The sequence below is a fragment of the Paenibacillus sp. 481 genome (genome assembly GCF_021223605.1).
Taxonomy (GTDB): domain Bacteria; phylum Bacillota; class Bacilli; order Paenibacillales; family Paenibacillaceae; genus Paenibacillus_B.
Window position 1 is genome coordinate 1,048,439 of sequence record NZ_CP075175.1, and the last position, 20,496, is coordinate 1,068,934.

The 20,496-nt window shown below is 47.5% G+C and carries 17 protein-coding genes; 2 read left to right on the forward strand and 15 right to left on the reverse strand.

Features of this window, described 5'->3' with window-relative positions; all coding sequences use genetic code 11:
* Positions 1 to 98 precede the first annotated feature (98 nt).
* Positions 99 to 986 carry an RluA family pseudouridine synthase gene (locus tag KIK04_RS04420; RefSeq protein ID WP_232277104.1) on the reverse strand — a complete coding sequence of 296 codons (888 nt, stop codon included), beginning with the start codon at positions 984 to 986 and terminating at the stop codon, positions 99 to 101.
* Between the two features lie 293 nt (positions 987 to 1,279).
* A complete protein-coding gene (hemL, locus tag KIK04_RS04425) occupies positions 1,280 to 2,581 on the reverse strand; it encodes a glutamate-1-semialdehyde 2,1-aminomutase (protein ID WP_442951135.1) in 1,302 nt (433 codons plus the stop codon).
* An 85-nt stretch (positions 2,582 to 2,666) separates the two neighbouring features.
* Here hemL and KIK04_RS04430 point away from each other — a divergent pair, with 85 nt between their 5' ends.
* The gene (locus tag KIK04_RS04430; RefSeq protein WP_232277105.1) at positions 2,667 to 3,347 is read left to right on the forward strand and encodes a Crp/Fnr family transcriptional regulator; all 681 of its coding nucleotides are present in this window, start codon (positions 2,667 to 2,669) and stop codon (positions 3,345 to 3,347) included.
* 94 nt (positions 3,348 to 3,441) lie between these two features.
* Here KIK04_RS04430 and hemB read toward each other — a convergent pair whose 3' ends face one another.
* From hemB to KIK04_RS04495, 13 genes are all read right to left on the reverse strand, one after another.
* Positions 3,442 to 4,440 carry a porphobilinogen synthase gene (gene hemB, locus KIK04_RS04435; RefSeq protein ID WP_232277106.1) on the reverse strand — a complete coding sequence of 333 codons (999 nt, stop codon included), beginning with the start codon at positions 4,438 to 4,440 and terminating at the stop codon, positions 3,442 to 3,444.
* Between the two features lie 120 nt (positions 4,441 to 4,560).
* Positions 4,561 to 6,111 carry a uroporphyrinogen-III C-methyltransferase gene (gene cobA, locus KIK04_RS04440; protein WP_232277107.1) on the reverse strand — a complete coding sequence of 517 codons (1,551 nt, stop codon included), beginning with the start codon at positions 6,109 to 6,111 and terminating at the stop codon, positions 4,561 to 4,563.
* Between the two features lie 6 nt (positions 6,112 to 6,117).
* On the reverse strand, positions 6,118 to 7,050 hold the full coding sequence (hemC, locus tag KIK04_RS04445; protein ID WP_232277108.1) for a hydroxymethylbilane synthase: 933 nt from the start codon (positions 7,048 to 7,050) through the stop codon (positions 6,118 to 6,120).
* A gap of 1 nt (position 7,051) precedes the next feature.
* Positions 7,052 to 7,756, reverse strand: a complete 705-nt coding sequence (locus tag KIK04_RS04450; protein WP_232277109.1) for a precorrin-2 dehydrogenase/sirohydrochlorin ferrochelatase family protein — start codon at positions 7,754 to 7,756, stop codon at positions 7,052 to 7,054.
* Positions 7,757 to 7,759: 3 nt separating this feature from the next.
* Positions 7,760 to 8,587: a cytochrome c biogenesis protein CcsA gene (gene ccsA / locus KIK04_RS04455; protein ID WP_232277110.1), complete on the reverse strand. Its 828-nt coding sequence runs from the start codon at positions 8,585 to 8,587 to the stop codon at positions 7,760 to 7,762.
* A gap of 33 nt (positions 8,588 to 8,620) precedes the next feature.
* Entirely contained in the window at positions 8,621 to 10,015 is a 1,395-nt protein-coding gene (gene hemA, locus KIK04_RS04460; protein ID WP_232277111.1) for a glutamyl-tRNA reductase, read from the reverse strand.
* Positions 10,016 to 10,184: 169 nt separating this feature from the next.
* A complete protein-coding gene (locus tag KIK04_RS04465) occupies positions 10,185 to 10,709 on the reverse strand; it encodes a hypothetical protein (protein ID WP_232277112.1) in 525 nt (174 codons plus the stop codon).
* Positions 10,710 to 10,864: 155 nt separating this feature from the next.
* On the reverse strand, positions 10,865 to 11,263 hold the full coding sequence (gene speD / locus KIK04_RS04470; protein ID WP_232277113.1) for an adenosylmethionine decarboxylase: 399 nt from the start codon (positions 11,261 to 11,263) through the stop codon (positions 10,865 to 10,867).
* Positions 11,264 to 11,602: 339 nt separating this feature from the next.
* Entirely contained in the window at positions 11,603 to 12,190 is a 588-nt protein-coding gene (locus KIK04_RS04475; protein WP_232277114.1) for a non-ribosomal peptide synthetase module, read from the reverse strand.
* A gap of 240 nt (positions 12,191 to 12,430) precedes the next feature.
* A complete protein-coding gene (gene yihA / locus KIK04_RS04480; RefSeq protein ID WP_232277115.1) occupies positions 12,431 to 13,081 on the reverse strand; it encodes a ribosome biogenesis GTP-binding protein YihA/YsxC in 651 nt (216 codons plus the stop codon).
* A gap of 104 nt (positions 13,082 to 13,185) precedes the next feature.
* Positions 13,186 to 15,534, reverse strand: a complete 2,349-nt coding sequence (gene lon, locus KIK04_RS04485; RefSeq protein ID WP_232277116.1) for an endopeptidase La — start codon at positions 15,532 to 15,534, stop codon at positions 13,186 to 13,188.
* A gap of 130 nt (positions 15,535 to 15,664) precedes the next feature.
* Positions 15,665 to 17,524, reverse strand: coding sequence for an ATP-dependent protease LonB (gene lonB / locus KIK04_RS04490; protein WP_232277117.1), 1,860 nt, complete (start codon positions 17,522 to 17,524; stop codon positions 15,665 to 15,667).
* 121 nt (positions 17,525 to 17,645) lie between these two features.
* Positions 17,646 to 19,076 (reverse strand): alanine/glycine:cation symporter family protein, encoded by a 1,431-nt coding sequence (locus KIK04_RS04495; RefSeq protein WP_232277118.1) that lies wholly within the window; start codon positions 19,074 to 19,076, stop codon positions 17,646 to 17,648.
* Positions 19,077 to 19,392: 316 nt separating this feature from the next.
* Between KIK04_RS04495 and KIK04_RS04500 the strand changes: the two genes are divergently transcribed.
* On the forward strand, positions 19,393 to 20,493 hold the full coding sequence (locus KIK04_RS04500; protein ID WP_232277119.1) for a M23 family metallopeptidase: 1,101 nt from the start codon (positions 19,393 to 19,395) through the stop codon (positions 20,491 to 20,493).
* Positions 20,494 to 20,496: the final 3 nt, after the last annotated feature.

A 20,496-nucleotide genomic window follows, 5' to 3' on the forward strand; every position in this document is an offset into this window, starting at 1 on the left:
AGCTGTACTGCAGCAAACTGTTAATAGACGTCGTTCGTTGTCCCAGGTCAGACTCCGTTCACTACTTCATCTATATGGGCGAAAGGGGGATAGCATGACTATATTTTTTGCCGAAGCCGCTCTAGATCTTCAGGCCACGGTGCGGTTACCGTAATTCGTTCATGTGAAATGGGATGAGTAAATTGGAGCTGCTCGCCATGCAGCGCTTGACGCGCCAACAGCTTCCCATCTCCTCCGTATAACGTATCTCCTACGAGTGGGCAGCCTTTATGGCTCAAATGGACTCGAATCTGATGCGTTCTACCTGTCTCAAGGACTAGACGCACCAGTGACAAAGCTCGGCCTTGCTGTAGCGTTTCATAATGAGTGATCGCCTTGTCACCTGTCGGTGATACTCGTCTCCGTCCACGAACATATTTGTCCTTCCCGATCGGCTCATCCACTGAGCCTGTAGGTGGAACTAAAGTTCCTTGTACGATTGCGGCATATTGCCGATGTATATCTTTCTCTCGCATCATGTCATCGAGTACAGCATGTGTAAACGCCTGCTTCGCATACAGTACAGGGCCTGTCGTCTCCACATCCAGCCGATGAATATGCCGAATGCGCGCTTCCTGACCTGTCCATGCATAATGGCAAGCAACCGCATGCGCAAGTGTTTGACGTGCCGCTTCCTGCGCTGGAGTTGACGCATGTACAGGCATCCCCGCTGGCTTATACACGACCAAGCAAGCTTCATCTTCGTATAACACGTGCGCAGGCTGATCGCCCGCTTCGACGTCACAAGCTTCTGGCTTAAACACGTGCAGCCGTAGCCGATCCCCTGCTTTGCGAATGCCGTCTTGAGCTAGCATCGTCCGCAGCATATGATTAGGCATGCGCATCTGTTGCAGCAACCAGTTGTGCAGCGTCTCATCGCTTGCTAGCACTGCTTTGCCTGGCATAAGCTCCAGCCATTCGCCTCTACGCTTCCAATGTTGTTTCATATGATGACTCCCCTTCAGCAAAATGTAACTCTTTAACATCATTCTTCACGATTTACCGACACCTTTTTCACTTTTTTATAGTATAAATCTTACACCGTTGTTCCCACATCTAATCGAAAATCCGAAGCCCGTGGTCCGAAATCGGAAAAAGCGAAAACCCGGACACACCGATGCAGGCCATAAAAATGAACCGCATTAGGCGCCGGGTTAATAAACTTCACCTGATGTTCCTTCTTCTATTACGTATTCTCACCCTTACATACTGAGCTGAACTACACTGCTCTCATTTGAGATTACAGCTTTTTCAGTGCCTGATAATGAGCTTCAATCGTCTTTTCAATATCTTCGTCCGAATGCACAGCAGAGACGAACATGCCTTCGAACTGTGAAGGCGGCACACTCACACCGTGATCTAACATATGTTTAAAATATTGATTGAAGCGATTCAAGTCGGACAAGCGTGCTGTATCATAATTCGTTACGACTTGATCCGTAAAGAACGGACATACCATCGATCCTACGCGGTTAACCGTTGTTGCAATGCCCAACTCTTGCGCATTTTTCAACAATCCGGCTTCTAGTCTTGCCGATTTACGTTCTAAATCTTCATACACTTCCGGTGTAAGCAAAGATAACGTCGTAAAGCCTGCAATCATCGCCAATGGATTACCGCTCAACGTGCCCGCTTGATATATCGGGCCGCTCGGTGCCACTTGCTCCATAAATTCACGCTTGCCGCCGTATGCCCCTACTGGCAATCCTCCGCCAATAACTTTGCCAAAGCACGTCAGATCCGGCGTAATGCCTAAACGACCCTGTGCACAATTATAATGGACACGGAAGCCCGTCATAACTTCGTCAAAAATGAGCAAACTGCCGTGAGTTGTCGTGATGTCACGCAAACCTTCCAAGAAGCCTGGCAATGGAGGGACTACGCCCATGTTTCCAGCTATTGGTTCAACAATTATACAAGCTATCTCTTCACCGAACTTTTCAAACGCTAGCTGTACAGAAGCCAAGTCGTTATACGGTACTGTAATCGTATTGACAGCTACACTATCAGGTACACCTGGGCTGTCTGGCAGTCCCAGTGTTGCCACACCAGAGCCAGCTTTAATTAGCAAGCTGTCTGCATGCCCGTGATACGAGCCTTCGAATTTCAAAATTTTGTTCCGTTTCGTAATCCCACGAGCAAGTCGCAATGCGCTCATCGTCGCCTCTGTACCCGAGTTCACCATACGAACAAGGTCAACAGAAGGTACACGTTCGCACACGAGTTTCGCCATTACCGTTTCTAGTTCAGTAGGCGCTCCGAAACTTGTACCTCTAGCAGCTGTCTCTTGAATAGCACGAACGACGTCAGGATGAGCATGACCCATAATAAGCGGCCCCCATGAGCCAACGTAGTCAATAAACTCGTTACCATCGATATCAAATACGTGTGATCCTTGACCACGCTCCATATAGACCGGCGTCAGCCCGACGGATTTAAAGGCACGTACTGGGCTATTCACACCGCCCGGGATGTATTGTTTTGCCTCATCAAAAGCTACTTTGGATCGATCATCTTTGCGGGAAATATTTTTTTCCATCATATCGAACGCTCCTATCTATGTTTAGTCATAGTAAGTATGATAAAATAGTTTTATAAAAATTGGCATGGACAAAAGAGGGACTATCATGGTGATCGAATTACTCAAACGTGTACCATTGTTCGCTGATTTGACCGAATCACAATTAGAAATTGTTTCATCCATTACGTCGCGACAAGAACATCCCGCACACACCGTGCTGTTCCGACAAGGTGATCCCGGTGAAACATTTTGCATCGTTGTTCGAGGTTCCGTAAAAGTGTTTACGTCGAACAAGCTAGGTCAGCAAAAAATTTTGGACGTCTTCCAAACCGGCGACAGCTTTGGCGAATTGGCGCTGATTGATGGCAAGCCGCGTTCTGCAACAGCCGAGACTTTGGAAGAAACGGTACTCTGGACTATTACATCCGAAAGTTTTCATCTCTTATTGCGAGCGCACTACGATATTGCTCAAAAAATTATGATTCAACTGTGCAATCGTCTCCGGACGACGAACGGCCATGTGTATGATTTAACGTTTTTGGATGCCCCATCGCGCATCGTGAAGAACATTGTTCGTACAGCTAAGCAGCACGGCGAACGTCAGGGCGACAAGATCGTCATCCGCTCAGCGTTTGATGCTGAAGCGTTATCCGGATTAGCTGGCGTTCATTTGACTGTGCTTGAACAAGTCGTGCGCGAATTGGAGCAGCGCCGCATTTTAACTTTCGGCTCGTCAGAGTTTGTACTGGACGTCTCCAAGCTGTTTCAAAGTCCATACGTACAGTAACGAACAAGCTGTGCGTATCATCGGTCGGCACCTTACGGTAGCCGACCTTTTTTGTAGGACATTTTAACCCGCCACCGTTCGCTTATCTCCGCTACTACTCAGCAAGCCAGCGAGCAGCATCTTTAGCGCTGTACGTAATAATAATGTCCGCCCCTGCACGCTTCATGCTCGTTAGCATTTCCAGCGTAACCGCGCGCTCATCAATCCAGCCTTGCAGCGCAGCTGCTTTAATCATGGAATACTCACCGCTAACGTTATAAGCAACGACTGGAAGATCGAATTGGTCTTTTAGCAAGCGAATAATGTCCATATAAGACAGTGCAGGCTTCACCATGAGCATATCTGCACCTTCAAGCACGTCAGCTTCCGCCTCACGCAATGCTTCACGTACATTGGCAGGGTCCATTTGGTACGTCTTACGATCCCCGAATTGCGGTGTAGAACTCACCGCCTCACGGAACGGACCGTAGAAGGACGATGCGTACTTGACTGCGTATGACATAATCGGAATGTTTGTGAAACCAGCCTCATCAAGCCCTGTGCGAATCGCATGGACGAAACCGTCCATCATGTTCGACGGCGCAATAATGTCTGCCCCCGCTTCCGCTTGGGAAACAGCTGCCTTCACTAAGTAAGCTAAAGAAGCATCGTTGTCAATTTCACCGATTTGATGTCCATTTTTTTCGTGAACATGAATCAAACCGCAATGCCCATGGTCTGTAAACTGACATAAGCACGTATCCGCAATAACGAGCAGATGAGGATGTCTCGATTTAATGTGTCGTGTTGCCTCTTGAACGATACCATTTGTATCAAAAGAGGAACTACCGATCGCATCCTTTGTTGCTGGTACGCCAAATAGAAGCACCGCAGGAATTCCGAGTTGAACAATTTCATCCACCTCATCATTCAAACGATCCAGTGAGAAATGGTATACGCCAGGCATAGAGCTAATTGGTTCTTTTATGTTTGTGCCGTGAGTCACAAATATCGGCATAATAAAATCGTTTACAGTAAGCACCGTTTCGCGCACCATATTACGCATCCCAATCGAGCTGCGCAAACGACGCAAGCGTGTCGTTGGAAATCCCATGATAACAACCTCCTAAGATAGCTAGTATACAGCTGCTTTCTAACCGTCAATCTTATATGTGTAAAAGCAGACAGGATAGGCAATCTATCCACCTATCCGTGCGGCTGCTCTCTTACTGCTTCAAGTGTGCAGGTGTTGCAATGCATCTAACAGTCCTTCCAAGGTCGCTTGTTCAGCGACGATGTCCACTTGCAACCCCGCTTCACGAGCTGTGCGTGCCGTTACTTCACCAATGCAAGCAATGCTTGCACCAGCGAGATATTCGGCAGGGCGATCAATCCCCATTCGCTGCAAAGCTATGATCAAGTTGGTTACTGTGGATGAACTAGTAAACGTTACGATGTGTATCATATTTTGTGTAAGAAGTTCTAATAAGTCCGAGTCATGTTGCTCTGGCAGTATCGTCTCATAAATATCAATTTCTTCGACGACGACTCCACTTTGCACGAGCTGTTCTTTCAACCAAGGGCGTGCTAAATCCCCGTGTGCAAGCAGCGCACGTTGTCCTGCAACGACATACTCCTGCATTTTGCTCCATACACCCTCTTGACTGAATTGCTCCGCCACGAGGTCGGGTACGATGCCGTGAATGTGTAGCTCTTCTGCCGTCTTCGGCCCCACAGCAACGATCCGCGTACGCGCTAATTGACGAATGTCAGCCCCGTAGCGACGAAGATGCTCGAACCAATACTGAACTCCGTTCACGCTTGTCAGCACGACCCAGTCATAGGACGAAAGCTGTGATAACGCTTGTTCAATCGCTTGCAGCTTATGAGGTGCTTCAGGAGCGCGCATCTCAATCACTGGAAACTCATACGGCTCGCCGCCTAGTTCCTCAATTCGACGCACGAAGTCGCTAGCCTGAGAACGCGCACGCGTCACCAGAATGCGTCTGCCAAACAGCGGACGATGTTCCGCCCATTGCATGTAGGATCGCGCCGTCACGACATCGCCAACCACGATAACAGCAGGTGAACCTATCTGCTGACGCTCGGCCTCATCCGCAATGGATGCCAACGTACCTTCAATCGTTCTCTGCTCTGCCCGTGTCCCCCAGCGAATAACAGCAACCGGTGTGTCCGCGGAACGGCCATTGCGAATCAATTGATCGCAAATATGCCTAAGCTTAGCCACCCCCATCAAAAAGAGCAACGTGCCCGTAGCTTGTGCCAGCTTGTCCCATTCGACTCGCTCATCACTTTTATCCGGCGTCTCATGTCCAGTAATAACCGAAAAAGATGGTGACAAATCACGATGTGTAACAGGTATACCCGCATACGCAGGTACCGCAATCGCAGATGTGACGCCTGGAACGATTTCAAAAGGAATATCGTGTTCCTTAAGGCGTGCAGCTTCTTCTGCCCCGCGACCGAATACACAAGGATCTCCGCCCTTCAAACGTGTAACAATAAGACCTTCATTTGCTAAGTCAACTAACAACTGATTAATATCTGCTTGTTTCAAGGCATGCCTGTCTGGAAGTTTTCCGACATATATTTTTTTGGCGCTTGGCTTGGCCATTTGAATCAAGCGGTAACCTGCTAAACGGTCGTAAACGAGTACGTCTGCTTCTTGCACACATCGTAGTCCTTTAACCGTAATCAGTCCCGCATCACCTGGACCAGCACCTACCAAATACACTTTGCCCACACGAGAAGCGCGTTCCCCCATCTCTAATCAACCCCTCAATTCGGACAAAATTCGGTCTGCACCTTGCTCGATGAGACGCTCTGCAACCGCTAATCCGAGCTTCTCGGGATGTTCTCCTTGCATCGTTTCTTTCAATATCGTCTTGCCGTCCGCAGAGCCGACAAGTCCTGTTAAAGTCAGCATGCCTGTCGCTTCAGATAACGTCGCATAAGCTCCGATCGGGATTTGGCAGCCGCCATTCAAACGCCCAAGAAAAGCGCGCTCCGCCTGCACCGCTTGAGCCGTATTCGCATCGTGCAGTCGCTCCAGCAAGGCGCGAACTTCTTCATCCTCAGCACGGCATTGAATACCGAGCGCACCTTGTCCAACCGCAGGAACACTAATATTCTCATCAATGTAGGACGTAATTTTGTCCTCCCAGCCCATACGTTGCAAACCAGCTGCCGCAAGTACAATCGCGTCAAAGCCTTCGGTTTCAAGCTTTTTCAGACGTGTATCAATATTTCCGCGCAGCGGCTCGATTTGCAAATCCGGTCGATAAGCTTGCAATTGGCAACCGCGACGCAAACTACTCGTACCGACTTTAGCGCCATGAGGCAAATCAGCAAGCGATTCACCTGTACGCATAATGAGGCTGTCACGCGGATCTACCCGCTGTGGAATTGCGCCGACCACGAGCCCTTCCGGCAGTTCCCACGGCATATCTTTCATACTATGTACGGCAATATCGGACTCTTGATCGAACAAAGACTGTTCAATTTCTTTCACGAACAGTCCTTTACCACCCACTTTAGAAAGGGTCACATCTAAAATGCGGTCGCCTTTCGTTACAATTTTACGCACCTCAAAACGGAAGGGGAGCCCTTCGCGCTCACATATCGCCTCTAGTTGTGCGATAACTTGACCTGTCTGCGTCAACGCTAATGCGCTCTGACGCGTTCCTACAACGATCGTACGCATGTCATATCCCCTTTACCTCAAAGTTGTCTTCTTGCGAGACAGGCGTATCAAACGTCTGTGCTTGCTGCCACTGCTGCCAGTCCGGAAGCGGTTCATCCCGCTCCCACGCGGTCCAACATGCGTCGGCAAATTGCCGCAGCAGCATATGCCGTGTCTGCGTGTCCGCGAATTGCAGCTGCGCTTGATGGCGCGCATCCATGAGATGGCCAGCCAGATCGCTCAGTCGGTCGTCTACAAGCTGAGACAGCTTGTTCAGCACACGCCGAGTCAATGTCGGGCTCGCCCCACCTGTAGACACGGATATTTGAACCTGACCGTGCCGCAGCACCCCCGGGTTCGTAAAATCTGAACACTCAGGGGCATGCGCGACGTTCACAAGCGCCCCTGCTTCATTCGCGTCAGTAGCAATGCCCTCATTAATTCCTTCTTCATCCGTAGCAGCAAATACGAGCAAAGCTCCTTGAACATCCGAAGCCGTATAATGACGCTCAAGATGAGTAATTGTCCCTGCTTGTACTAAACGCCAAAGTGATGTCGTCAACGTCGGGCTGACGACAGTCACTTCGGCGCCGTATTCAAGCAAGTTATTTATTTTTCGGGTAGCGACCACGCCGCCACCTATGACGACGCAGCTCCTACCTGTAAGTTGCAGCATAACCGGATATTGCGGCAAATCAAAAAAGGGATTATCCCGTAACGGCTCCATGCATTAGCCTCCCATCCAGCGATGAAAGGTTGAGAGCGAATTAAGAACATAATTCAGCACCATTGCCCCATAACAACCGGTGTTCCAGAGAGCTAGATTGAATCCTGTAACTTTACCCCGCGAACGATGGAAAAAGTAAACCCCGTAAGCTGACAGTACAATGACGGTAAGCCACACTTTTAAGTCCATCAAGAGCTCTGAACGGTCACCGAGTAAGACGACAACGACAGCCACCGCCAACGAGAGCAAAAACATCGATAGTCCAATGGCAGCAGCCATAAAGGAGAAGCGCTCCATATTGTCAAGGCTCGGCAAGCGCCGCACTGCATCTGACCAGTGCTTACGCTTAAGCTTTTGATGTAAGAAGATGTACATCCCTGAAAAAATAGCCCCGATCGTAAAGGCTGCAAAACCACACGCCGCAAACGCAATATGCAAGGAAAGCACGTTGCGCATCATTTCCCATTCCTTCATGGAAGCAGGTGTCGTCGGGTCATTTAACATGTTGACGATAAGTAGCGCAAAACCGACTAAATTGACAAAAAATACGATAAATTCGATATTATAAAACCGACTAATGACAAGTGATATGGTCACTAACAACCACGAAAATAAAAACATAAACTCAAAACTGCTAAATACAGGCACGTCTTGATGACGAATCATTCTTGCTACTAAAAATATCGTTTGCAAAATCCAAACAAAAACAAGCAGCCCTGCGCCCATCCGCTTCGCTCTCCGATTGGCACCAACCACGTCAGAGAAATAAAACAGAAGGCTCAGGGCGTACGTGTAAATTATTGCGTCATAGGACAAACTCGACGTTATCATATGAGCCTGCCGCCTCCTGTCGTCCGTCACATATTACGTGACAGCCGCCCATGATATCGCAGGCTTAACCTGCTCCGGGTCAGCCGCCTCGTTTCCGGCATCATTAGCCGATCGTTCTGTCTGGCGTCGTTCTGTATGCCTCGTGTTCACAGGCTGCACATCCTCTTGTTCAAGCGCAAATAATTGGGAGAACATGCGCAGTGCGTCATCCCCGTTCTTCGTTGCAGCAAGCTCTTTCACTTGCAAAATCGGATCTTGCATCATCTGATTGAGCATGCTTTTGGTTAGACGACGAATAAGCTGCTCCTCACGCTCCGACATATCCGGTAGCTTGTTAAACAGGCTCTCTAGTGTTTCTTGGTGAATTCGATCCGCCTTTGATTGCAACGAGCGAATCAAAGGTGTTACTCCCAGCAGCTTAAGCCATTGCTGATGAGCGATAATTTCGTCAGAAATCATGACTTCAATTTTGCGTGCTTCTTTTTGACGAGCAGCTAAATTGCTCTGCACAATGCCTTCTAAGTCATCTATGTCATATAAGAACACATTCGTGACATTACCGATAGCTGGGTCCAGATCACGTGGTACTGCAATATCAATTAAAAAGAGTGGGCGCGATTTCCGATTTTTCATCGCACGCGCGACATCTGCTTCCGTCAGCACAAAGCCCTGTGCCCCCGTCGAGCTGATCACGATGTCAGCTTCCGTCAGCACCGATGCTGCATCCTCTAACGTTACTGCACGACCATGAAAGTTCTGAGCTAATTGCTCAGCACGAGCTAGCGTCCGATTCGCAACGATAACCTCTGCTGCGCCGTTTGCATATAAATGCTTAACGGTTAGCTCACTCATTTTGCCCGCGCCTAAAATAAGCACTTTCTTACCACGGAACGAACCAAATATCCGTTTACCCAGCTCTACGGCCGCATAGCTAACGGATACAGCATTATCGTTAATGTTCGTTTCTGAATGCGCTCTCTTTGCTAAAGTGATCGCCTGCTTAAAAACGTTATTAAACCAAGTTCCCGTAGCACGCTGAGCCTGTGCAAATAAAAAGGAATCCCGAATTTGACCAAGAATTTGCGTTTCGCCGATAACCATCGATTCCAAACCTGTGGCAACGCGCAAAAGATGCTCTACCGCCTGATCGTCCTCATAGATATAAAGATGAGGCGTAAACTCTTGCCTTGGAACGTTGAACCATTGTTCCATGAAGCTACGGATGAAATGACCGCACATATGCAATCTATCAACGACGACATAAAGCTCTGTTCGGTTGCATGTCGACAACATAACACATTCGAGCACACTTTTCGTTTGCCTTAATTGTGTAAGCGCCTCATTCCGTTGATGTTCAGGCAATGCGAATTTCTCCCGAATCTCCACAGGCGCCGTACGATAGTTCATGCCGACGACGACGATGTGCATATTGGTTTCACCTGCTTCTGAGAATTTTTGTACATAATCCGTTATTAATTAATAATGATTATAACATAGTTCGACACAATCAAGCCTGTTATTTTTGAAGAAACCATGAAAATCATTCCAAACTTATTGTTTCGCTCCTTGTCCTTCGCTATACGTAAAATCTTACTTTTTAGCGATGTAACAGCGCACTTATCTTCTCATCCAGCGTCGTTAACTCGGACCACTTTGATGATAGAACACGGCCCTCTTCATTGACAAGTCCTGCATACACGGTCTGCATGTTGGCGACGAGTTGCTGCACTGCCTCCATCGCATGACGTTCTTCTTCCTTCAATGGACGTTCACCGTTAATTTGGACCGCCGTAACGTAATCTACAATCCGCTTGAGCGAAGGCAAGTCATTCAAATCGTCCTCGCTAAATACGTTGGCCAAACGTTCATGAGCAAACGCTGAGGCAAAGGCCATCATTTTAATCTCATTCCATTCGTTGACGCTTTTCGCATGCTTCGCTCTTGTAATCGCACCATGAAGCATATCCATTTGAAAAGAGGATACTTCAAACAACATCCGCGACGCATTACTAGGCAAGTCCCTGTCCTTAACAAGCGAAAAAATTTGATACGATGGCCATACGATCAGCATAAAAACGGCAACTAACCCTATCAATGAGCGGCGCTGAACTTGTTTTGCCACTGTTCGTCCCTCCTCAACTGCGTTCTTGTTAAGAAATTTCATATACGAACATTGTATGGGTTGTCAGCACCACTCATGCGGTTAGGCGCAGCTAGATCGGGTCAATTGTATAAAAAAACCGCCAAGCATATGCTTGGCGGACTTACATTCACTTATTATACAAACTCCGTAACTTTCATGTCCGGAGTCATAACTTGCATTTCTCCAAGACCACGAACCAACTTCTTCGCAAATGTCTTCTCCGGCTTCAATATAGACACCAGGTAATCAATTGCCAACTGAGGATCAACTGTCTCTCCACAAGTGTAGCAATCTACCGCTGCGAATCCACGCTCGGGATAAGTGTGGATTGAAAGATGACTTTCCGACAACAACACGAGCACTGTAGCTCCTTGTGGTTCAAATTGTTTAGCCTGAACCGATAATACCGTTGCTCCACAAGCTTCTGCCGCATCTACTAATTGTGTCTGAAGGAATTCAGCACTATTCAATCGTTCAAAGTCGACTCCCCACATGTCAACAGCAACGTGTCTTCCGAAAGTTGAATATTCCATCTCTCGGTTCCCCCTTCCTAGGAATAAAATGATAAAGCTAAATTTCATCCGCTAGGACCTACGTCATTCACTTCCCGAGGGAATAATCTCTCGCAACATTACATGTCCTGAGTGAATCCTGGTTCCTATATTGTTTTCAACGAGATTAAAAATAACATCTTGAGACGAGAATTGCAACCTTTATTTTGGAAACAATTTGTATCGCCCGTAGGCTACTATTCATCTTTAACCACTATATGGAGTGAAATACATTTTGGTTCATGTTTAAAAAAAGAAGAACCCTAGGCTTTATGCACGAGGGTTCTTCTTTATATGTTATGTCACCCTGGATACATTAGGCTATGCTTCAAGTACGAATAACTGGTGCGCTAGCTGGCGCAGCTCAGTGTCGATGCGCTGAATGGATTGCGTAGTGACAGCAACATTTCGTTGATCCAGCAAAGTGTCGATACGCTCTTGGACCGTGAAAATTTGCAGCTCGATCCATTCTTCTTGGTAAAGATCGTGCAAGTCACGCACAGTATCTTTACGTTCAAACACAGTACGAGGCTCATCACCATTCTGTTCCACAATTCTCATTACAGCACCATCTTGATAATAATACGTAATTGTAAAGCCTGCAAAAATTCGATTTACTACCGCCTCGCCACGAAACGTCGCTACAAGCTTATGCATCACTTGCGTTAGTTTCGGACGAATTAAGCGGCAAGCCGTGACACAGACATACCGATTGCCTTGCTTCTCGAACAGGAATGTAACCTCATCACCCTGACCGTCCTCAAGAAACACTTCTTGATTCCCATTATCTAGCACCTTTACTCGCCACGAAATGGATTGTCGAACGAGTGACTGCATAAATCGGGTCAATTGAGTTTCCGTCAACTGCAAACTGGCTTTCACATACTCTGTGGCTAACCGCCGAGCCATCAAAAATCTCCTCAATTCTTTAAAGTACCTAGTTTCTTACCCTTATTATACTACAATCGCGTCGCCAATTCTTGTTCACCAGCCGCCATAAATCAGAGGATTTGTTAAAATAACGGAATGAGGCCGAAACAAACCCACTTTTTATATAAGTAGCTCGATTTTCAAGCAGAACTTCTCGGTTTCGCAGCATAATCCATCGTTTTTTATGATTCGATGAAAGGTTTTTCTTCACTAAGGTACTTACTCTTGGGCATCAGACACAACAGCTGCATCGTGTTCGATTTCATGCTCATCGATCTCATCGTCTGCTTGTGAATGCTGTAAAATAATGTCCCAGAGCTCCTCTCGACCATCCCCTGTCTCCGAAGAGAACATAATAAATGGCACATCGGAGGTCAAGCCTAATGAGGTACGAATTTGCTTCATATGCTTAGGCCTTTGATTTTTGGACAACTTGTCGGCCTTTGTTGCGACAACACAAATAGGAACCCCATAGTGCCTCAACCATTCATGCATCATACAATCTTCTTTGGAAGGTGGATGACGCAAATCGATAAGCTGAATAACGAGCCGCAATGTTTCACGGTCGCTCAAGTAGTTTTCAATCATGCGGCCCCAAGCTTGACGCTGTGTCTTCGACACACGCGCAAAACCGTAGCCAGGCACGTCAACGAAATACATCTCATTATTGATACGGTAATAGTTCAATTGCTGTGTTTTGCCCGGCTGAGAACTTGTACGTGCCAAGTTCTTACGTTGAATCATGCGATTGATCAGGGATGATTTACCCACATTGGAGCGACCTGCGAGCGCGATCTCTGGCATGCCGTCTTCTGGATATTGTGCAGGCCCGACCGCACTTATAATAAATTCTGCTTGTGTAATTTTCATAACCATTCAACCTCTCTCTTGCTGCCTTAAAATATAATGGCGGACGCCTGACTATATCTGCGTCCGCCACTCGTTCCTATACGATCTATTATGCTGCGCTAACGCTACATGACAGGCTGTTGAAGCGGTGGCTCTGGCAATAATGCATGCTTCAACACATCGTCCACATGAGCCGCTGGAATAAACGTCAACTCCTGACGTACACTGTCAGGAATGTCCTCCAAATCGCGCACATTGTCTTGCGGGAAAATAACCGTCTTAATGCCTGCACGCAGTGCAGCCAGTGACTTCTCTTTCAGTCCTCCGATAGGCAGTACACGACCACGTAACGTAATCTCTCCTGTCATTGCGATATCTTTGGAGACGTAACGATTCGTGAGCGCCGAGACGAGCGCTGTCGCCATCGTAATGCCCGCAGAAGGACCGTCTTTCGGAATTGCTCCTTCAGGAACATGAATATGGATATCCACTTTTTCATGAAAATCCTCTTTGAGGTCCCATTGCTCTGCCTTCGACCGTACGTAGCTGAACGCAGCCTGTGCAGATTCCTTCATGACGTCACCGAGCTTGCCTGTAAGCAGCAATTTACCTGAACCAGGGACAACTGTCACTTCGATGTTAAGCGTGTCACCGCCCACTTCCGTCCATGCCAGACCTGTTACCATCCCGATCTGGTGCTCCTGCTCTGCCATCCCGTATCTGTAGCGTGGGATGCCGAGATGTTCCTCGATAAGTTCAGGCTCAATGACAACCTGCTCTACGTTCTCAGACACAATACGCTTCGCTGCTTTACGGCATAACGCGGCCAGCCGCTGTTCAAGCTGGCGCACGCCTGCCTCACGCGTATACTCACGTATAACGCGTTGTATGCCATCCTCGCCTACAGCTAGCTGTTCTTCGCTCAGGCCGTGCTCCCGCTTCTGCTTAGGTAGCAGATGACGTTTCGCAATTTCGAGCTTCTCTAGCTCCGTGTAGCCTGAAAGCGGGATAAGCTCCATCCGATCCAAGAGCGGACGAGGAATCGTATGCACCGTATTTGCCGTCGTGACGAACATCACGTTCGATAAATCGACAGGCAATTCAATAAAGTGATCACTGAACGAGTTGTTCTGTTCAGGGTCCAGCACTTCCAATAAAGCAGAGGAAGGATCGCCCCGGAAGTCCGATGCCATCTTATCAATTTCATCTAACAGGATGACGGGGTTCATCGTTCCAGCCGTCTTTAGGCCTTGCACGATTCGGCCGGGCATGGCGCCGACATACGTGCGGCGATGCCCGCGGATTTCCGCTTCATCACGTACGCCACCAAGCGAGAGCCGTACAAATTGACGGCCAAGTGACTTGGCGATGGAACGTGCTAGCGATGTCTTACCTACACCCGGAGGGCCTACTAAGCACAAAATAGGTCCTTTCAGTCGTTTAACGAGCTGCTGTACCGCTAAGTACTCCAACACCCGCTCTTTGGGCTTTTCCAAACCGTAGTGGTCTGCCTCCAAGATCGATTCCGCTTTGCTTAAATTTAAATCATCTTCTGTATAATTAGACCATGGCAACGTAAGTAGCCAATCGATGTAATTGCGAATTACGGCACCTTCGGCTGACGTAGTCGGCATTTTCTCCAACCGCTCAATCTCTTTGGCTGCCTTTTCTTTCACTTTCTCCGGCGCCTCAAGCTTCTCCAGCTGCGTGCGGAGTTCATCTACTTCCCCAGCACGTCCGTCCTTATCGCCAAGCTCCTTCTGGATCGCTTTCATTTGTTCACGCAAATAGTATTCTTTTTGCGTTTTCTCGATTTGCTTTTTAACACGCTGATTAATTTCCCGCTCGAGCTCTAATACTTCACTTTCATTGTTGAGCATTTGCAGGAGCTTATCGAGGCGTTCCTTCGTATCGGCGGTCTCTAACAGCTCTTGTTTGCTCTTCAGCTTAAGCGGAAGATGACTCGCAATAACATCCGCCAATCTGCCGGGCTCATCAATATCGGAAACAGACGTCAGCGTTTCGGTTGACACCTTTTTAGACAATTGAACATAATTCTCGAACTGAGACAACACCGATCGCATCAACGCTTCCGTTTCTGGCGAATCGTCGTTCATTTCTTCAATCGTGCGCACATTCACTTCGTAGAACTCTTCATTCGGCACATAATCTACAATTTCCGCCCTTTGAACTCCCTCAACAAGTACGCGGATCGTATTGTTCGGCAAGCGCATCATCTGGCGCACCTTTGCGATCGTACCTAACGTAAAGATGTCCTCTTGCGTCGGGTCTTCTATGCTCATTTCCGACTGCGTGCACAAGAGCAGCATCTGGTCATCCATCATCGCTGTCTCTAGCGCTTTGACCGACTTATCACGTCCCACATCCAAATGCAACACCATACTTGGATAGACGAGAAGTCCCCTTAGCGGCAAGAGAGGCAGACGGCGTGCATCGGCTAGTTTAAGCCCCATCGTTCGGCACCCCCAAGGTTCTCCTGATATACATGTAATCAACATTTTATCAAATGTTCAGGCAAAACACCAACGAGCATTCGCAGATAGTAGTGCCGACATGGTAATGTGCGAAAAAAAGTGATGTCATCTAGTCACTATTTGTGCCGTCTTGAAGCGTATTCATCGAGCCTGCTTCAGCGATCGAAAGTGGAAAGGGAGCCCCCTGTTCGCTACTGACACCACTAACACTGCTAACGCCGCTAACATTTCCGATATTCCCAACACCACTCGCACCTTCTCCGTTCAGTGCTGTACTCCCTTCAGCGTGCAGTAAAGGAACGGTTGCACCTGCCGCACGTTCAAGCGGCTTCGTAAAATGGAGTGGGTCTTCCTGCAAGTGCTCACCAAACGTTAGCGTAAGTGCTTCATCTATATGTTCAATAGGAATGACTTGCAGCTCACCTAAGTCCGCAAATATATACTGCCAGTTATCCTTCGGAATGAGCACCCGCGTTGCACCCGCTTGAAAAGCTGCTTCTACTTTAGCTAACACACCACCAACAGGCTTCACTCGCCCTTGCAAGCTAATTTCACCCGTCACAGCGATCTTATTATCAATCGGCCAGCGATTGATTGCGGAGGCGATAGCCAACGCCATAGCAACGCCAGCGGACGGGCCATCAACAGGCGAGCCGCCAGGGAAGTTAATGTGCACGTCGTAATTCATCGGCTCGTAGCCAAGGCTGCGCAGCACGGTAAATACATTTTCCACCGAGCCTTTAGCCATACTCTTGCGCCGCAGTGTACGATTTCCACCGCCGATTTCTTCTTCGTCCACGACACCTGTAATCGTGCATGTGCCTTGACCATTTTTCACGCGAATCGCATTCACTTCAATTTCGAGCAGCGCCCCCATGCTCGGACCAAATACAGCGAGTCCATTCACGAGACCGATTTGTGGCTCTGCCGCCACTTTGCGGTCAGGACGAGGCGGGATTTGACTGCTGTTAGCAACCCATTCCACATCGCTCGCTTCAAGTCCAGCTTTGCCTTCAGACAGAGCTAGCCCCGCAGCCAGTTGAATCATATTCACCGCTTCGCGTCCGTTCGTAGCATATTTTTTCACGACATTAACGGCCCCATCAGAGTGCGGCAGCCCGATCTTGCGAATAGCATGCTCGGCAATCGATCCGACTTCCTCCGGCAGCAATGGCCGGAAATAAATTTCCATACATCGTGACCGGAGTGCTGGTGGAATGTCTTGAGGGGAACGCGTCGTTGCGCCTACAAGACGAAAATCTGCCGGCAATCCATTTTGAAAAATGTCGTGTATGTACGACGGAATGTTAGGTTCTTCGGAATTGTAATAAGCGCTCTCCAAAAACACTTTACGATCTTCGAGCACTTTTAAGAGCTTATTCATCTGAATCGGATGCAGCTCACCAATTTCATCAATAAAGAGCATGCCTCCATGTGCTTTTGTGACCGCACCTGGTTTCGGCTGTGGAATACCCGCTACTCCCATCGCACCTGCTCCTTGGTATATCGGGTCATGCACCGAGCCGATTAACGGATCAGCGATGCCTCGCTCATCAAAGCGAGCAGTAGTTGCATCAATTTCCGTAAATTTAGCTTCGAATGTGAATGGCGAAGTTGGATTCTTTTTCGCCTCTTCTAGTACAACACGAGCCGCTGCCGTCTTGCCGACTCCAGGTGGCCCGTAAATGATGACGTGCTGCGGGTTAGCACTACACAGCGCGGCTTTAAGCGCACGCAGACCATCTTGCTGGCCGACGATGTCTTTCATCGTCGAAGGTCTTGTTTTTTCTGCCAATGGCTTCGTCAGCGAAATAGAGCGCAGCTTGCGTAGCTTCTCCATTTCTTTACGCGACTCGCGGTCAACTGCACCGCGGTTCGTCTTTTGGCTGCGTAGCAGGTTCCAAAAGTAAATGCCAATTACGATTGCGAAAAAGGCATTAATAAACATTAATACAACACTAAAATTCATGTCTTAATCCTCCCGTTACGCCCAAAATGAGCACAAAAAAATCCGGCAAAAGCATACTAGTTGGTAGTATTGCCCTTTGCCGGATTCATTATAAGAGGTCGCACAAAAAGTACGATTAAAGTTATTTAATTTGGTCGGGCTCTCTATCCCAACACTCTACGTTCTTCAACTCAGGGATCGTATCTGCGTAGAACACAGGCTCTTGTCCGAGCTTGCGCTGACGTTGATAATCTTTCAGAGCCGCAAATGCATATTTGCCAAGCAGCGCAATAACGATCAAGTTAATGAACGCCATCAGGCCCATAAACATATCTGCCAGATCCCATACAAGCGACACTTTCGCTACGGAACCAATCACAATCATTGCTGTTACACCAAGGCGATAAGCGAGAAGCCAGCCTTTGCGTTGTGTAATAAACTCGATGTTGCTTTGTCCATAGTAGTAGTTGCCGATAAGGGACGTAAATGCAAACAAGAAAATCGCGAAAGCGACAAAGTAATGCGCCCAGTCACCAACTTGCGAAGCAAGCGCTGCTTGTGTCAGACGAATACCATCTAGTTCGCTGCTTGTACCAAAACCGGAGAACAAAATAATAAACGCTGTTGCGCTACATACAAGCAGAGTGTCTACAAATACACCAAACGCTTGGATCAAGCCTTGCTTTACAGGGTGCGTTACAGTTGCCGTAGCAGCCGCGTTCGGAGCACTACCGATACCAGCTTCATTCGAGAACAAGCCGCGTTTAATACCGTTCATAATCGCTGCACCAACACCACCGGCAACAGCTTCTTCAAAACCGAATGCATTTTTAATAATAGAAGCAAAAATTTCAGGAATCGCTGTGTAATTCACAGCTACGACGAACAAGGCAATTCCAATGTATGCTAGTGCCATAACTGGTACGACCATCGCAGATACTTTAGCAATTCGCTCGGAACCACCAAAGATCGTAAGTACAGTAATCACAGCCAAAATAACACCCATTACGATTGGCTCAATCGTAAACATATCTTGGAATGCTGCACTAACGGTGTTCGCTTGCACGGAGTTAAATACAAAGCCATACGTAAACGTAATAAGTACAGCAAAAATAATTCCGAGCCAGCGTGCGTTAAGCGCTTTTTCCATATAGTACGCCGGTCCGCCGCGGAATACCTTCCCATCACGTACTTTATATATTTGTGCCAAAGTTGATTCTACAAAAGCAGATGCTGCACCAATGATGGCAATTACCCACATCCAGAAGACAGCGCCAGGGCCACCTAGTGTAATAGCGATCGCAACACCAGCTAAGTTACCAATACCAACACGAGAAGCTGTACTTATTGCAAACGCTTCGAAAGATGAGATTCCATCCTTTTTCTTCTTGGAGCCTGCTCTTTGTACCCTGTCACGCCCTAATATGATGCGGAACATTTCACCTACTGCTCTAACCTGCACAAATCCTGTACGAAGGGAGAAATAAATTCCCACACTGACAAGGATAAAAATAAGCATTAAATACCAGTACTCATTGAACTTGCCTATAAATAGCTGCAATGTATCTAACATGTGTAGCACCTTCTTTCGTTGTCATCATTTATTCGCTCGGTGTTATGTCATGTTTCTTAACATACTTAAAAGATTTTAACCTATTGTGTACAAAATAGCAAAAAGTTTTTATCATTTTGCAATTAGTGATAAATTTTACTTTTCTATGTGATAAATTTCATTTTCCCCAAAATACTTACTTTCGTGAAATTGCGACAAAATTCGCATCAATCCATATCTTTCCGAGCCCATTTCATGTAAAATAGGAGTGTTGTGTAATCACATGAGCATATGAGCATTTTTATACTTTATATTTTGAAAGAGAGGAACTTGCCAAATGAACAGGTCACTGTCACAAGACCGTCAATGGACGTTCATGATTATCCGTGGTGCGAATCGTCCGGTTGTGCAATGCTCCGTTTCCCGAACCGCGATTCATGTCGCCCTCTCGCTACTCACATTCCTTATAGCGGCTCTAGTCATATCGTTGGTCATTCAACGCGTTAACATACATCAAATTACAATCGCACACGAGACGCTCCAGCAAGATGTAGCGAAAAAAGACCAATTAATTGCAAAAATGAACGAAGAAATGGGTTCTGTCTATGCATTGTCTTCGCAAATGAAAGAACGGATGACCCAAGTTACCGTATTGGAAAAACAACTAAAAACGTTTATTTATTCGTCGGGACAACCTCAACAGCAAAAGAAAACTGATGCGAGTCCAAAATCAACAGCTCGTAACCTTTCTTCACATGATGCAAACATCGCACAAGCGAAGCAGCTTCATTTAACGAGTGTTGGTGGCGAATTTATTCAGCCGACCCAAGATAATACGCATAACCACAATGGCACTTCTGCACACACGCAATCTTCGTCAACGACAATCGATTCAGACAAGGTTGCACAGCAGTGGTCACAAACGTTCGCGCAATTAGAGCATATGGATGCGACTTGGAAACAGTGGGATAAAAGCATGCCCCCGCTCATTGCCAAAGCAGAGCGGATGCAGCAGCAATTAGATGGCACACCTAATTTTTGGCCAACAACGGCATATCGTGTTACATCTCAGTTCGGCTTACGCGACGATCCGTTTAATCGTTCGCAAGCCCACCATGGCGGGTTGGACGTAGCTGGTCACAACGGTGAACCGATATTTGCAGCGGCTGAAGGCACGGTAACCGCCTCTAGTCGTGATAATCAAAAAGGGAATTATATTTTTATCCGTCATCGCGGTAACCTTGAAACAAGGTATTTACATTTATCCGAGAGTCAAGTAAAAACCGGCAGCAAAGTGAGAAAAGGACAGCAAATTGGTAAATTAGGTAGCACCGGACGAAGCACAGGCCCGCATTTGCATTTTGAAATTCGCCAAAATGGCGAACCGATTGACCCGCTCAACTATGTGAGCTCACCTAACACGCCAAATCAAAAGTAACGG

Excerpts from the sequence above, each read along its gene's own strand:
- KIK04_RS04420 (WP_232277104.1), bottom strand. The coding sequence starts at position 986 with ATGAAACAACATTGGAAGCGTAGAGGCGAATGGCTGGAGCTTATGCCA.
- hemL (WP_442951135.1), bottom strand. The coding sequence starts at position 2,581 with ATGATGGAAAAAAATATTTCCCGCAAAGATGATCGATCCAAAGTAGCT.
- KIK04_RS04430 (WP_232277105.1), top strand. The coding sequence starts at position 2,667 with ATGGTGATCGAATTACTCAAACGTGTACCATTGTTCGCTGATTTGACC.
- hemB (WP_232277106.1), bottom strand. The coding sequence starts at position 4,440 with ATGGGATTTCCAACGACACGCTTGCGTCGTTTGCGCAGCTCGATTGGG.
- cobA (WP_232277107.1), bottom strand. The coding sequence starts at position 6,111 with ATGGGGGAACGCGCTTCTCGTGTGGGCAAAGTGTATTTGGTAGGTGCT.
- hemC (WP_232277108.1), bottom strand. The coding sequence starts at position 7,050 with ATGCGTACGATCGTTGTAGGAACGCGTCAGAGCGCATTAGCGTTGACG.
- KIK04_RS04450 (WP_232277109.1), bottom strand. The coding sequence starts at position 7,756 with ATGGAGCCGTTACGGGATAATCCCTTTTTTGATTTGCCGCAATATCCG.
- ccsA (WP_232277110.1), bottom strand. The coding sequence starts at position 8,587 with ATGATAACGTCGAGTTTGTCCTATGACGCAATAATTTACACGTACGCC.
- hemA (WP_232277111.1), bottom strand. The coding sequence starts at position 10,015 with ATGCACATCGTCGTCGTCGGCATGAACTATCGTACGGCGCCTGTGGAG.
- speD (WP_232277113.1), bottom strand. The coding sequence starts at position 11,263 with ATGGAATATTCAACTTTCGGAAGACACGTTGCTGTTGACATGTGGGGA.
- KIK04_RS04475 (WP_232277114.1), bottom strand. The coding sequence starts at position 12,190 with ATGGCTCGGCGGTTAGCCACAGAGTATGTGAAAGCCAGTTTGCAGTTG.
- yihA (WP_232277115.1), bottom strand. The coding sequence starts at position 13,081 with ATGAAAATTACACAAGCAGAATTTATTATAAGTGCGGTCGGGCCTGCA.
- lon (WP_232277116.1), bottom strand. The coding sequence starts at position 15,534 with ATGGGGCTTAAACTAGCCGATGCACGCCGTCTGCCTCTCTTGCCGCTA.
- lonB (WP_232277117.1), bottom strand. The coding sequence starts at position 17,524 with ATGAATTTTAGTGTTGTATTAATGTTTATTAATGCCTTTTTCGCAATC.
- KIK04_RS04495 (WP_232277118.1), bottom strand. The coding sequence starts at position 19,076 with ATGTTAGATACATTGCAGCTATTTATAGGCAAGTTCAATGAGTACTGG.
- KIK04_RS04500 (WP_232277119.1), top strand. The coding sequence starts at position 19,393 with ATGAACAGGTCACTGTCACAAGACCGTCAATGGACGTTCATGATTATC.